7 protein-coding genes are annotated in these 15073 nt (G+C 70.2%); 5 read left to right on the top strand and 2 right to left on the bottom strand.

All coding sequences use genetic code 11. The annotated features are described in order from the left end of the window. The first annotated feature begins 8 nt into the window (after window positions 1-8). The 4 genes from D3869_RS31065 to D3869_RS31050 all read left to right on the top strand — a co-directional run bounded on the left by D3869_RS31065 (window position 9) and on the right by D3869_RS31050 (window position 5731). Window positions 9-1403, top strand: a complete 1395-nt coding sequence (locus D3869_RS31065) for an ethanolamine ammonia-lyase subunit EutB (RefSeq protein ID WP_137143453.1) — start codon at window positions 9-11, stop codon at window positions 1401-1403. After that, a complete protein-coding gene (eutC, locus tag D3869_RS31060) occupies window positions 1400-2212 on the top strand; it encodes an ethanolamine ammonia-lyase subunit EutC (RefSeq protein ID WP_137143452.1) in 813 nt (270 codons plus the stop codon). Before D3869_RS31065 ends, eutC begins: the two co-directional genes overlap by 4 nt. Window positions 2213-2328: 116 nt before the next feature. After that, window positions 2329-4338 carry an NAD(P)-binding protein gene (locus D3869_RS31055; RefSeq protein WP_247896073.1) on the top strand — a complete coding sequence of 670 codons (2010 nt, stop codon included), beginning with the start codon at window positions 2329-2331 and terminating at the stop codon, window positions 4336-4338. A 13-nt stretch (window positions 4339-4351) separates the two neighbouring features. After that, a complete protein-coding gene (locus D3869_RS31050) occupies window positions 4352-5731 on the top strand; it encodes an OmpP1/FadL family transporter (protein WP_137143451.1) in 1380 nt (459 codons plus the stop codon). Between the two features lie 58 nt (window positions 5732-5789). On the opposite strand, the gene D3869_RS31045 is transcribed toward D3869_RS31050, so the two are convergent. Further along, entirely contained in the window at window positions 5790-6755 is a 966-nt protein-coding gene (locus tag D3869_RS31045) for an acetoacetate decarboxylase family protein (RefSeq protein WP_137143450.1), read from the bottom strand. After that, window positions 6752-9037, bottom strand: a complete 2286-nt coding sequence (locus D3869_RS31040; protein ID WP_137143651.1) for an NAD(P)-binding protein — start codon at window positions 9035-9037, stop codon at window positions 6752-6754. The genes D3869_RS31045 and D3869_RS31040 overlap by 4 nt, the downstream gene beginning before the upstream one ends. A 274-nt stretch (window positions 9038-9311) precedes the next feature. On the opposite strand from D3869_RS31040, the gene D3869_RS31035 reads away from it, so the two are divergent. Beyond that, complete coding sequence (locus D3869_RS31035) at window positions 9312-15071, top strand: trifunctional serine/threonine-protein kinase/ATP-binding protein/sensor histidine kinase (RefSeq protein WP_137143449.1); 5760 nt, start codon at window positions 9312-9314, stop codon at window positions 15069-15071. Window positions 15072-15073 lie beyond the last annotated feature (2 nt).

Raw genomic sequence — 15073 nt, 5'->3', positions numbered from 1 at the left:
GGGACGCCATGGCATTCGCCCACACTCTGGCCGGGACGCGGCACCAGTTTCCCGATCTGAAGACTCTGCTCGCCCGCGCCTCGCCGCCACGCTCGGGCGACGCGCTGGCCGGGCTGATCGCCGCCAGCGCGGCGGAGCGGGTGGCCGCGCAGATGGCCCTGGCCGACCTGCCGCTGCGCCATTTCCTGAGCGAGGCGGTCGTCCCCTACGAGACGGACGAGGTGACCCGGCTGATCGTCGACGGCCACGACGGCGCCGCCTTCGCCCCGGTCGCCCACCTGACCGTCGGCGGCTTCCGTGACTGGCTGCTGTCGGAGGCGGCGGACGCGGCGGCCCTGACGGCGCTCGCCCCGGGCCTGACGCCGGAGATGGTCGCGGCGGTGTCAAAGATCATGCGGCTGCAGGACCTGATCGCCGTCGCCGCCAAGACCCGCGTCGTCACGCGCTTCCGCAACACCATCGGTCTGCCGGGACGCCTATCGACGCGCCTGCAGCCCAACCACCCGGTGGACGACCCGCGCGGCATCGCGGCCAGTGTCCTCGACGGGCTGATGTACGGCAGCGGCGACGCGGTGATCGGCATCAACCCGGCCACCGACAGCGTGGAGGCGATGACGACCCTCCTGGAGATGCTGGAGGAGCTTCGCCTGCGCACCGGCGCGCCGATCCAGTCCTGCGTGCTGGCCCATGTGACCACGGCGTTGAAGGCCATGGAGCGCGGGGCGCCGGTCGATCTGGTCTTCCAGTCCATCGCCGGGACGGAGGCCGCCAACCGCGCCTTCGGCGTCTCGTTGGCCCTGCTGGACGAGGCGTGGGAGGCCGGACGGGCGCTGAACCGCGGCACCGTCGGCGACAACCTGATGTATTTCGAGACCGGCCAGGGCAGCGAGCTGTCGTCCGGCGCGCATGAGGGGGTGGACCAGCAGACGGTGGAGGCGCGCTGCTACGCCGTCGCCCGCCGCTACCGGCCGCTTCTGGTCAACACGGTGGTCGGCTTCATCGGGCCGGAATACCTCTACGACGGCAAGCAGATCACGCGGGCCGGGCTGGAGGATCATTTCTGCGCCAAGCTGCTCGGCCTGCCGATGGGCTGCGACGTCTGCTACACCAACCACGCGGAGGCCGACCAGGACGACATGGACGCCCTGCTCACCCTGCTCGGCGTGGCCGGCTGCACCTTCATCATGGGGGTGCCGGGGGCCGACGACATCATGCTGAACTACCAGAGCACCTCCTTCCACGACGCGCTCTATGTGCGTCAGGTGCTCGGCCGCCGCCCCGCGCCGGAGTTCGAGGCGTGGCAGCAGGCCGCCGGCATCGCCGATTCCACCGGGCGCCTGCGCTTCGACCCCGCCGCGTCCTGCCTTCTGCCCGCCCTGCCCCTGCCGGAGGAACAGCCATGACGGAGTCCGAACCGGTGCCCCTTCCCTCCCAGGCCCAACCCGACCCGGTCCAGCCCGATCGCTGGGCGCATCTGCGCCGCCACACCGACGCGCGGATCGCGCTGGGCCACGCCGGGAGCGGCCTGCCCACCGCCGCCCACCTCGCCTTCCAGGCCGCCCACGCCCGGGCGCGCGACGCCGTGCACACGCCGCTCGACGCCGCGGCGCTTCTGGCGGCCCTGGCGGAGCGCGGCTGGCCGGCGGTCGCGGTGACCAGCGCGGCGCCCGACCGCGCCGCCTACCTGAAGCGCCCGGACCTCGGCCGGCAATTGTCGGAGGAGTCGCAGCGCCGCCTGTCGGAGCCGGTCCGCGCCCCCGACGTGGTTCTGGTGGTCGGCGACGGGCTGAGCGGCACCGCCGTGCAGGCCAACGCCGTCGCGGTGCTGGAGGCCCTGATCCCGAAGCTCCAGGCGGCCGGGCTGCGGGTCGGGCCGGTGGTGGTGGCGGAGCAGGCGCGGGTGGCGCTGGGCGACCCGGTCGGCGCGCTGCTCCAGGCGCGGGCGAGCGTCGTCCTGATCGGCGAGCGGCCGGGGCTGAGCGCCGCCGATTCATTGGGCCTCTATCTGACCTGGGAACCGCGACCCGGCCGGGTGGACAGCGAGCGCAACTGCATCTCCAACGTCCGAGTCGGCGGCCTCGCCCCCACCGCCGCCGCCGCCCAGGCAGCGGCCCTGCTCATCGCAATGTTCGCCCAGCGCCGGTCGGGAATCATGCTCGACGCCGCAGCTCCCGCCACCCCGCCGGAACTGCCGGACGCCAACGCCCCGTAACCGATTCGCATCGGTGCGGCGACGGAATGTTCGCATTCGTCTTAATCCCATTGCGACATCCGGCGATGCCAAGCACAATCCCCCGGCAAAACAACCGGGGGCTCGGGGTGGCTGCGATGGGAAAGACGCGTGTGCTGGTGCTGGGCGGCGGGCTTGGGGGCGTGTCCGCCGCGCTGACTCTCACGGCGACCGAGGCGTTGCGCGAGACGTTCGACGTGACTCTGGTCAGCCACGGCTGGCGGCTGGGCGGCAAGGGGGCCAGCGGCCGCAACGCCAAGCAGGGCCAGCGCATCGAGGAGCACGGGCTGCACATCTTCCTGGGCTTCTACGACAACGCCTTCCGGATGGTGCGCGGCGCCTACGCGGAGTGGGACAAGCCCGCCGACTACGCCTTCCAGACCTGGACCGACGCCTTCCGCCCGCTGTATCAGGTGACGCTGATGCAGGACATCCCGCGCTTCGGCAAGACCCGCTGGCACTCCTGGAACCTCGACTTCCCCGAGCGCCCCGGCACGCCCGGCGACCCGCGGTCGCTCGGCCCGAACGGCTTCGCCGCCTTCCTGATCGGCGCGCTGCAGAATCTGGTCGCCAAGCACGACCATCTGCCCGGCCACCTCACCGCCAAGCTCGGCCTGGACGCCCTCGACAAGGCGCGGGCCCACATCGAGGAGGCCGGCGACGGCGCCCTGGACCACGGGCTGATCGTCGATCTGCTCAAGCTCGTCCAGAAGGGCTTCCAGGCGGTCCTGGAGCCGCTGCTGAAGCTGTCGGACGAGGGCTGGGAGTTCGCCTGCTTCGCCGATTTCGGCCTCGCCTTCGCCATCGGCTGCTTCGCCGACGTGCTGCCCTACGGCAAGGACGGCTTCGACCGCATCAACGGCGAGGACTTCCGCGAGTGGCTGCAGAAGAACGGCATCTCCGACACCTTCGCGTGGTCGGCCCCGGTGCGCCTGCTCTACGACATGTGCTTCTCCTACAAGAACGGCGAAGCGACCGACGGGCCGGAGAACGCGCGCTTCGCCGCCGGTGCGGCGGCGGAGATCCTTCTGCTGATGGGCTTCGCCTACAAGGGCGCGCCGCTGTGGAAGATGAACGCCGGCATGGGCGACACCGTCTTCACGCCCGCCTGGTTCGTGCTGAAGCAGCGCGGGGTGGACATCAAGCTGTTCCACCGCCTGACCAAGCTGGAAACCTCGGAGAACGGCGCCTGGGTGGAGCGGGTGCGCCTGAACCGGCAGGTCGATCTCGTCAACGGCGCCTATGACCCGTTCGTCAAGGTCGGCTACGGCGACGATGGGAAGTGGCTCTACTGCTGGCCGTCCGAGCCGGACTGGAGCCAGATCGTCGACGGCGACAAGATCCGCGACGCCGGCATCAATCTGGAATCCGTGTTCTGCCACTGCACCGCCGGGGAATCGGTGCTGGAGGTCGGCAAGGATTTCGACCTCGTCGTCCTGGCGATGCCGCCCGCCGCGCTGGCCGAGCCGGCGGCGGAACTGATGCAGGCCGACTTGCGCTTCAAGCAGATGGTCGAGGTCACCCCGGCGGTGCCGACCCAGGCGGTCCAGCTCTGGATGACGCCGAGCATCGAGGAGATGGGCTGGAAGGCCGGCCCGACCGCCATGACCAGCTATGTCGAGGAACTGGACAGCTGGGGCGAGATGAGCCACCTCATCCCCGCCGAATCCTGGCCGCCCGGCACCGTCAAGGCCGTGGAGTATTTCTGCGGCACCGCCCGCTGGCCGGCCGGCGCCCCGCCCTACGCCTGCGGCCTGCCGCAGCGGATGGCCGCGGACGTCCGCCGGGATGCCACGGAGTGGCTGAACGCCAACATCGGGGTTCTGTGGCCCAACACGGTCAAGGACGGCGTGTTCGACCAGAGCCAGGTCCATTCCTCCTACTACCGCTACAACCTCGACCCGTCGGAGCTTTACGTGCAGTGCTTCCCGGCGACGGTGGAGACCCGGCTGACGCCGGGCGACAGCGGCTTCGTCAACGCCTTCCTGGCGGGGGACTGGACGCGGACCTGGTTCAGCGCGGGCAGCGCCGAGATCGCCGTCCTCTCCGGAAAGCAGGCCGCCGAGGCCATCGCCCGCCAGACCATCGACCTCACCCCGTCCGATTGAGAATCCTGATTCAATGCGCGTAATCGCAGCGTTTGCCGCGGCGGCCACCCTGGCCGCCGCGTTTCCGTCCCATGCCACCGACGTCTACACCTTCGAAGGATTCGGGGCCGTGTCCATGGGCATGGGCGGCACCGGCGCGGCGTCCGACATCGGCGGCGCCGCCATGATCTTCAACCCGGCGACCCTGACCCAGCGCTCCTCCTCCTATCTGGAAGGCGGACTGGTCGTCGCCGCCCCGACCGGGCTGCGCGCCACGCAGACGCGGACCGGCGAGGTGGCGCACGGCAAGGACACCTTCCCCTTCCAGGGCTACTACATCCCCCAGGGCGGCTTCGTCTGGCGGCATGAGACCCTGGCGCTGGGGCTGGGCGCCTACGCCCAGGGCGGCTTCGGCACCGATTACGGCGAGGGCAGCTTCATGGCCCGCCTGCCGTCCGGCGTCGACAGCGGACTGCGCACCAGCAGCGAGGCGATGTTCATGCGCGTCCCGCTGGCCGCCGCCTGGGACGTGACGCCGAAGGTCACGGTGGCGGGCGCCATCGACTATGTGCGGGCGGGGCTCGGCTTCCGCGTCCTTCAGGGGGCCGACCAGCTCGGCGCGCTGGCCGCCACCGGGCGGCTGACCGGACAGGGGCCGATGCTGGGCGCGGCCAGCGCCATGGTCGGGATGGGCGGCGGCGTCTATTTCGACATCTTCGACCCGTCGATCGCCCGCGCCGGCGTGGAGGGCGACGGGGTCAGCGGCCGGCTCGGCCTGACCTGGAAGCCGCAGGCCGAGACCACCGTCGGCGCCTTCTACCAGTTCCGCACGGCGCTCAACAACCTGACCGGCGACGGTTCGGTGATCGTGCTGGCGCCGGACGGCTCGCGGCTGACCCAGCCCGCGAAGTACACGCTGGGCAATTTCCAGCTCCCCGCCGAGTTCGGCATCGGCGTCAGCCACCGGCTGCGGCCCGACCTGACCGTCGCCTTCGACTACCGGCGGGCCTTCTGGGCGCAGGCGCTGCGCCAGTACAACATCCGCGTCGACGTGCCAGGCCTCGGCACGGTGTGGGAGACGCTGCCGCAGCGCTACCGCGACATCAACATCTTCGCCGTCGGCGGTGCCTACCAAGTGACCGACGCGCTGACCCTGCGCGCCGGCTTCCGCTGGGCCGACAAGACCTCTCCGGCGGAGGACATCGTCTCGGTCATCCCGGTGGTCATCACCAAGCACGCCAGCGTCGGCGTCGGCTACGCCTTCTCCGAGACGCTGCGGCTGGACGGCGCCTTTTCCCACGGCTTCCAGGAATGCGTGAGCAACGGCACGCCGCCCAACGGCTCCGCCGTCAACCCGGGGAAGTTCTGCAACGGCACCGACATCGTGGCGCTGAGCCTCAGCGCCTCGTTCTGACGGTCTCCCATATCTGAAAAACGGGCGCCGGCCTTCCGTCGGGCCGGCGCCCCTTTCCTCACTCCGCCTGCCAGACCACCCGGCCGGGGTTGGCGCGGAAGTCCATGTGGATCTGCATGGCGAAATCCACATGGACGGTGGCGCTGCCATCCGGCCCGGCCGCGAAGCCGAAGTCCGAGATGACCTGATGGCTGGCGTAGTCGGCCACCCGCAGCGTCCAGTCGCCCCGCATCGGCCACGCCCCGCGGAAGCGGTCGACGTGCATCGGGCAGTCGATCAGCGCTTGGTAACAGGCCCGTTCGCTGTCCGGGGCGTCGCGGAACTGCTTCAGGTTGATGACCGGCACCGTGCCGGCCAGCAGCGATTCCACCGCCTTGACAGCGACTTCCACCCCTTCGACCAGACCGCCGGGGCGTAGCAGGGCCTTCAGCGCGTCGCCGAGGTCGGCGGCGAGATCCTCGAGGCTCTGCCACGCCGAGCCGGGGGTCCACGGCCCGCCTTCCACCGTCAGCAGCGGGGCGAACACCCCCTCGCAGTCGGAGGACATGGTGCGGAACAGCGTCGTCTCGCAGACGAAGCGCGGCGCCTCGGCGCCCTCCTCCGGCAGCGTGATGCGGCCGAGCGACTTGGCGAAGCCCCAGCCCTCGCGCCCGCAGACCAGCGGAATGGTCGCGTCCGGGAAGACGTACGGCATCCACAGCACCAGCCGCGGCCAGTGGCCGGGCCGATGCTCGATCAGCGGCAGCCACAGCGAGGCCTCCCGGTAGGGAATCCAGCCGAACGGCTCGGTCGGGCTGGTGCAGCGCCCCACCGACAGGAAGGTGCACAGAGCCACCGGACCGGCCACCTCGTAGCGCACCGCCCCGGCAGGCGCCGCGTTGAGCAGCTTATCCACCAGCGCCTGGGTGTTCACCGGGTTGCTGCGCACGATGAAGGCGGTGGCGAGGCTGTCGGTGAAGACGCCGGGTGCGGCGATCGACACCTCGCCGTGCCCGGCGAAGGAGACGTAGCGGGGGGCGGTCACGACGGCGCCCCGTTCAGGAAGTTCTCGCCGGAGATGAACAATGGCGTTCCGGAGATGGCCCGCGCCGCCTGCATGCCGGACATCACCGTCGCCTCGATGCAGGAGGTGTTGAAGCCGGTGCGAACCCAGCAGCCGGCCAGGAACAGGTTGTAGAACCCGCTCGCGTCGGTGCGCAGCCGGAACTTGGTGGAGCCGGCGGCGCTGCCCGGCAGCGTTTCGGTCGGATCGACGTTGGCGCGGATGATCTGGTGCGACAGCCGCTCCCGCCCGGTGCCGTTCCACGGATCGTAGAGGACGTTCCAGTTGAAGCCGACGCCGCCCTGGCCGGAGACCGTCGCCTTGGGCCAGAAATTGCCCATATAGGCGTCCAGCCACTCCGCCGCGCTGTTCGTGACGTTGTCCAGCGCCTCCTTCGGCACCGCGAGGTCGGTGGTCGGACGGGCGACCAGACCGGTCTGCCAAACGCCGCAGATGTAATGCACCGACTTCGGCGCGCCGGTCTCGTCGGGGCGGAACTCGTAGGGCAGCGTCTGCCCCATCTCCGCCCAGATCGACCAGGGCTCCGGCCCGGCGACGGCGGCCGGCTGCCCCGGCTCCCAGCCCAGCCCCTGGAGGTCGGGACCGCACCACAGCTGCATGGACAGCGTCGGGATGATGCCGATGTTGCTGGTCATCGCGTTGAAGGCCGGCGAGGCCGCCTGCAGCTCCGCCGCCAGGGTCGGCTGGTCGTTCATCGCCTTGAAGCCGCCCATGGAGATGCCGAGGACGGCGACGTCGAAGTCGCGGCCGCGCTGCAGCGTCTCGGTCCCGACCGGCTCCCACGCGCACCAGTGCGATTCCAGCGAGGAGTTGTTGGTGGCGAGAGCCGCCTGGACCTTGTCGGCGTCCTTGACCTGGTCCCACAGCGGCTCCAGCGGCCAGGCCAGCAGGAACTTCTTGTCCTCCAGCGGCACGGTGATCAGCGGCTGGTAGTCGTCCCCGCCGTCGGCCAGATCGACCTGCCGGGCGAGACGCACGGTCTCGACCAGCGCGCGGTCGTCGGACAGGCCGATGTCCTCGACGCGGCGGAAGAACTTCACCTTCACGCCGTTCTGCAGCAGGGTCTGGTAGATGGGCGCGATGATGACCTCGCCCATGCCCGCTTCCATGTTCCACATCACCGACTCGCGGCAGGTGGCGAACATGCGCACGCAGGACTGCGCCGCGACGCCGGCGCCCCAGTTGGGCTGCCGGTAGTCGCCGTCCTTGTACTGCATGAAGGTGTCGTAGCAGGTGCGCAGCGAACAGCTCTGCTTCAGCGCTTCGGCGTCGCCGCCGTGGCGGATCAGCCAGTCGGTGAATTCCAGCTCGTCCAGCGAGTCGGCGGTGCGCTTCTCGATCCCGAAATCGGCGATGACGCCGATGGTGAAGGGAAGCACGAAGGCCAGCAGGTCGCGGGCCACATGGTTGCTGGGCAGGGTGGCCGCCGCGGCTTCGATCAGCCGCAACAGTTTCATCAGGTCGTGGAAATGCTCGACCGGCGGGGCCGCCGACGGGTTGGACCCAGGCCCATTCTGCGGCCCGTCCGCCAGCGCCCGGATCAGCCGGTGGGCGGCGATGGCGGCGTCCTTCGCAGTGGTCACGGCGGCGCCCTTCACCAGCGCCTCGGCCTGCGCCAGATGGCGGACCTCCCGGTCCTTCCAGCCGCGGATCGCGTCGGCGAAGCGGGTGGCCAGCGGCGCCGGAAGGACCTGCTGGTCGGGCGGCAGGACCGGCATCGGCGCGACGGTGCGGCCGTCGATGTGGACCAGCTTGCCGTCGACGATCAGGCCGCTCAGCTCGTCCCAGTTCTCGAAGACATCGCGCACCACGCCGACCAGCGACGCGATGGCCTGCGGCAGGGTCGGCATGACGTTGGCCGAGCCTGGCTCGCCGCCCAGCACTGGCCAGGTCAGCGGCCAGTAGGCCGGCTTTCCGCCGTCCAGCACCATGCCGATGGGGGTGAAGCGCTGCGGCTTCAGCACGTCCCGCCAGGACTGGAAGGTGTTGTCCGGCGAGCGCTTCCAGACGTCGAAGACGTCCTGGAGCATCTTGAAGGCGTTGTTGTAGAAGCCGAACCAGACGTGCAGGCCGTGTTCCTGGATGCGGTTCCACTGGTCGCGCCCGGTGGCGCCCTTGCCGCCCAGCCGCCAGCCCATCTGATAGATGGTGACGTCGTAGCGCGCCCGCTTCTCATCCGTGTCGGACAGGAAATGCGCCGTGGTGAGGGCGCCGACGCCACCACCTAGAATTGCAACCCTCATCTTCGCCATGCTCTCCCCCCGACCGATCCGGCATCCTCACGACAGCACCGCGGAATTTCGTGGCACTCGTCGGAAATTGCGGGGGAGATTAGCATAAATTGTCTTACCGCAATTGAACTATTACGCCGTTTCGCCGATGCTACAGGCCTATGACCCGTGCGATCGCAAAGCAAAAATCGTGCAAAACCCCGGCCGGCACGCCCTGCGCTTGCTCCACCGTGGCGCGACCTTCTATAACGGATACCGCAACCACGCGACATAAGGATGCTGCGTCGTGATCGGGGCCATCCCCACCGCAACCGTGCCGGCGTTACCGGGCTTCCGCGTTGTCGAGACGCTGCATGTGGGGTCGCGCTCCACCGTGCTGCGCGCCATCCGCCGCGACGACGGCCTGCCCGTCATCTGCAAATTCCTGTCCGGCGCGGACATCGGCGGCGAGGACAAGGCGGCCTTCCTGCGTGAATTCGCCATCACCCGCCGGTTGCGCCACGCCGGGATCGTGGAGGCGCTGGACTGCGTCCCCCACGGCAACGGGCTGATGATGGTGTTCCGCGACATCGGTGGCACCGCCCTGGACGGGCTCCCGGACGTGCGGACGGAGGACGTCGCGGTCTTCCTGCGGATGGCGCTCCAGGCCGTCGACGCGCTGGCCGCCGTGCACGACGCCGGGGTCGTCCACAAGGACATCAGCCCCGGCAACCTGATCTGGAACCCGGCGACCGGCCAGTTCAACTTGATCGATTTCGGCATCGCGTCGGAATTATCGCGGGAAGAGGCGGGCGACCCGGACGTCGGCACCATGGAGGGCACGCTCGCCTACATGGCGCCGGAGCAGACCGGGCGGATGAACCGGTCGGTGGATTACCGCGCCGACTTCTACGCTCTGGGCGCCACCTTCCACGAGTTCCTGACCGGGCAGCCCCCCTTCCCATCGGGCGACCCGCTGGAACTGGTGCATTGCCACATCGCGCGGACGCCCGTCCCGGTGCACAAGCTCAACCCGCTGGTGCCCGAGCCGCTGGCCGCCATCGTGGCCCGGCTGATGGCGAAGAACCCGGAGGAGCGCTACCAGAGCGCCTTCGGCCTGCGCGCCGATCTTGAACGCTGCCTGACCGAATGGCGCGGCCACGGCCGCGTCGAGCCCTTCACGCTGGCCAGCCGGGACGTCCGTCCGGTGCTGCGCATCCCGCAGAAGCTCTACGGCCGCACCGCGCAGTTCCGCGCCCTTCTCGACGCTTTCGGGCGGGCCGCCGCGGGCGGGTTCGAAACCCTGCTGATCTCCGGCTATTCCGGTGTCGGCAAGTCGGCGCTGGTCCGCGAGCTGCACAAGCCGGTGATCGCCCGCCGCGGCTTCTTCATCACCGGCAAGTTCGAGCCGCTGAAGCGCGACATCCCCTACGCCCCGGTGATCGAGGCCTTCAAGACCCTGGTGCGGCAGACCTTCGCCACCGGTCCGGAGTCGCTGGCGCGCTGGCGCGCCCGGCTGCTCGCCGCGCTCGGTCCCAACGGGCGGGTCATCACCGACGTCATTCCGCACGTCGAACGGCTGATCGGCCCCCAGCCGCCGGTCCCGGAACTGGGTCCGGTGGAGGCGCATGAGCGCTTCATCTACGTCTTCCGCAACTTCGTCCGCGCCTTCGCCGGGGCGGGGCACCCGCTGGTGCTGTTCCTGGACGACCTGCAATGGGCCGACCTCGCCACGCTGAAGCTCCTGGAAGGGCTGGCCGGCGATCCGGACCTCGGCCACTTCCTGCTGGTCGGCACCTGCCGCGACACCGAGGTCGATGCCGCCCACCCGCTGCGCCACACGATCCAGACCTTCGGCGAGCGCGGCGTGCCGGTGCGCGAGGTCTCTCTCGGCGGGCTCGACGCCGACGCGGTGGTCGCCCTGCTGTCCGACACGCTGCACGCGGCCCCCGACGAGGTGCGCCCTCTGGCCGAACGGCTGATCGCCAACACGCTGGGCAACCCCTTCTTCCTGGGCCAGTTCCTGGAGTCGCTGGAGCAGAGCGGGCTGATCGCCTATGACGGCCTCGCCGGTGTGTGGAACTGGAACCTGGAGGCCATCGAGTCCCAGCGGATGGAACGGATGGTCGACGACGTCGTCACCTTCGTCGTCCGCCGCATCCGCGAGCTGCCCGCCGAGACGCTGACCGTCATCCAGACCGCCGCCTGCATCGGCAGCGCCTTCGATCTCGCCACTCTGGCCGACGCGAGCCGGCGGACCTCCGCCGCGACGGCGGCGGCGCTGTGGCCGGCCCTGCGCAGCGGGCTGGTGGTCCCGGTGGGCGACGCCTACCGCTACGCCGACATGGACAGCGTGTCGCCGCGCGCCACCTACCGTTTCGTCCATGACCGGGTGCAGCAGGCCGCCTACAGCATGCTGCCGGACGCCGACGCCCTGGCCTGCCATCTCGCCGTCGGCCTCGTGCTGGAACGCAGCCAGGGCCTGACGGGCGACCGGACGACCGACCGGCTGTTCGCGATCACCAACCAGCTGAACCGCGCCCTGCCCCTGCTGTCGCCGGAGCAGAGGGAGCGGCTGGCCCGTTACAACCTGCTGGCCGGACAGGCGGCGCGCGCCTCGGCGGCGCTGGGGCCGGCCTTCGACTATCTCATCACCGGGGTCGGGCTGCTCCCCGCGGACGGCTGGTCGCGCCTGTACGAGCTGACGCTCAGCCTACACGCCGAAGCGGCGGAGATCGCGGCGGTGAACGGCGACGTCGCCGCGGCGACGCCGCTGGCCGAGGCCATCGAGGCCAACGCCCGCACCGTCCTCGACCGCGCGCTGGCCTACGAGACGCAGATCCAGATGCACGTGTCGCGGCAGAACCTGCCCGCGGCGCTCGATGCCTGCCGCACCGCCCTGGGCCAGCTCGGCAGCCCGATCCCGGAGCGGGCGGACACCCGCCATGTGCTCAAGGAACTCGCCAAGACCAAGCTGGCGCTGCGCGGCAAGGGCGAGGAGGATCTCGTGAACCGCCCGCCGCTGACGGACCCGCGTCTGCTGACGATCGGGCGCATCGTGTCGCGCGTGCTGGCCAGCGCCTATCTGCACGACACCAACCTCTACACGGTGCTGCTGCTGCGCATGGTCCGCCTGTCGGCGACCGAGGGAATCCTGCCGGCCTCCGGCATCACCTACGCCACCTACGGGCTGCTGCACTGCGCGATGCTCGGCGACGTTCCGGCGGGCGCCATGTACGGGCGGGTGGCGCTGCGCGTGCTCGACCGGCTGAACGCCAACCAGGGCCGCGCCCAGACGCTGTTCGTCGTCCATCTGTTCATCGAGGTCTGGCACCAGCCGGTGGCCAAATCACTGGCCGGCCTTCTCGACGCCCACCGGATCGGCCTGGAAACCGGCGACATCGAGTACGCCGCCTATTGCCTGAACAACGCCGTCGCGCAAGGGCTGTTTCTCGGCCATCCCCTGCGGCAGCTCCAGCAGACCGCCGCGGGCCACGCCGCCGCCATCGCGCGCCTGAACCAGCAGACCGCGGCCGGCGTGCTGCGGCCCCACCAGCAGCTCATCGCCAATCTGCTTGGCGAGTCCGAGGACCCCACCGTCTTCGCCGGACCCCACGTCACGGAAGCAAGCGACGTCCCGGCCCTGGCCGCCAGCGGCAACCGCCTCGCCCTGGACACGATGCACAGCCATCTGGCCTATCTGAACCTGCTGTTCGGCCGGATCGACGAGGCGCGGCGCTGCATGGCGAAGCGCCGCCCCTTCGCCGATGCCTCCATGGGCATGGTGATGAACCTGCGCATGCGGGTGGTCGCCGCCCTGATCGACTTCGCCGCCTGGGACCGCCTCCGCCCCGCCGAGCGGCTCCGCGCACGGGCCGCGGCGCTCGGTCTGGAGCGCCGGCTCCGCGGCGCGGTCCGCCACGCGCCGACCAATTTCCGGCATCTGCTGGCGCTCGTGGTGGCCGAGCGGCTGCGCGCCACGGGGCGGCTGGACAAGGCGCACCGTCATTACCAGACCGCCGCCGAGAGCGCCCGCGAGCAGGGCTTCACCCACGACGAGGCCTTCGCCTGCGAGCGGGCTGGCGAGGCCGCGTTGGCGCGCGGCGACCGCTTCACGGCGAAGGCGATGCTGTTCCAGGCTCGCCACGCCTACCGGCGTTGGGACGCGCTGGCGAAGGTCCGGGCGCTGGACGCCCGGCTGGCGGAACTGTTCGGCGAGACGGCGGCGGACCAAAGTCCCGCCGACGACGGCCTCCCGCCGCAACGCCCGGTCACCGCGACGTCGCGGCGCCGCTCCTCCTCCGGGTCCAGCTCGCACATGGTGGATGTGGAGACGGTGATCCGCACCTCGCGGGCGCTGGCGCAGGACATCCGGCTCGGCGACCTGCTGTGGACCCTCATGAAGCTGGTCATCACCAACGCCGGGGCAACGCGGGGCTGCCTGCTGCTGCCGACCGACGGCGTGTGGCGGATCGAGGCCGACGCGACGAGCGAGGGCGATGCCGCGGAGGTGTTGCAATCCCGCCCCCTCGACGATGCGGCCCCGATCCTGGTGCGCGGTGTCGTCGATGCGGTCATCCAGACCGGGGAGCCGGTCGTCCTGGCCGACGCCGTGAACGACGGCGATTTCCAGTACGACCCCTACACGCGGATGGCGCAGCCGCGCTCCGTGCTGTGCCTGCCCCTGCGCAACCGCAACCAGATGGTCGGCATCCTCTATCTGGAGAACAACCTCGCCGCCGACATCTTCAGCCCGGAGCGGCTGGAGCTGCTCGACCTCTTGTCCGTTCAGATCGCCATCTCCATCGAGAATGCCCGCCTCTACGACGGGCTGGAGCGGCTGAACCGCACGCTGGAAGCCCAGGTCGCCGAGCGGACGCGCGAAGTGGCGGAGCAGTCGCAGCTGCTGCGCGCCACGCTCGCCAGCATGTACGACGGCTTGGCGGCCTTCGACGCCGAGGAGCGGCTGCGCGTCTGGAACGAGCGCGCCATGGCGCTTTTCAGCCTGCCGGACACGCTGCGCCGGGTCGGCGTTCCTTATCGGGAGCTGAGCGCCGCGGTGAACGCGTCCGGACAGCTTCTGACGGCGCTGGTGCCCTCGCCCCTGGTCAGCAGCCCCAGCGAGATCGAGTTCGCCGACGGCCGGGTCATCCAGATCCGCAGCAATCCCATGCCGGACGGCGGCATGGTGCAGGTCTATGTGGACGTGACGGTGGACCGCAGCCGCGAAAGCGAGCTGCGCGACGCCCACGAGCAGCTCCATGCCGCCCATGCCCAGCTCAAGGCCGCCCAGCAGCAGCTCGTCCAGGCGGAGAAGATGGCCTCGCTGGGTCAGCTCGTCGCCGGGGTGGCGCATGAGATCAACACGCCCATCGGCATCGTGATGACCAGCGCCTCCTATCTCGGCGAGAAGATCAGCGCGCTCGAAACGCTGTCCGACACCGGCAAGATGCGCCGGGCCGACTTCCAGGACTTCATGCAGGCCGCGCGCGACGCCGCGACGCTCATGATCAGCAACGCCACCCGCGCCGCCGATCTGGTGCAGAGCTTCAAGCAGGTCGCCTCCGACCAGACGCGCAGCGACCGCCGCCGGTTCGACCTGCGCGGCTATCTGGAGGAGGTTCTGGTCAGCCTGCGCCCGACCTGGCACCGCCCGGGCCACGAGGTGAGTCTGGACTGCCCCAAGGGCATCGAGCTGGACAGCTACCCCGGCGTGATCGCCCAGATCGTGACGAATCTCATCACCAACTCGGTCAACCACGCCTACCGGGAGGGCGAGAAGGGCCGGATCGCCATCACGGCGGAGGCGCTGGAGAATGATGGGGTGCGGCTGGTCTACCGGGACAACGGCTGCGGCATCCCAGCGGAAAACCACGGCAAGGTGTTCGAGCCCTTCTTCACGACGCGGCGGGGCACCGGCTCGACCGGGCTCGGCCTGCACATCGTCTTCAACCTGATCACCGGCCAGCTCGGCGGCACCATCCAGCTGGACAGCCAGCCCGGCGAGGGAACGCGATTCACCGTCGAGTTCCCCTGCCGTGCCCCCGGAAAGGCGCCGCAGACCTGAGA

The organism is Azospirillum brasilense (genome assembly GCF_005222205.1).
In the GTDB taxonomy this organism is placed as follows: domain Bacteria; phylum Pseudomonadota; class Alphaproteobacteria; order Azospirillales; family Azospirillaceae; genus Azospirillum; species Azospirillum brasilense_G.
Note: the sequence above shows the minus strand (reverse complement) of the source record. Positions and strands in the feature narration are given on the sequence as shown.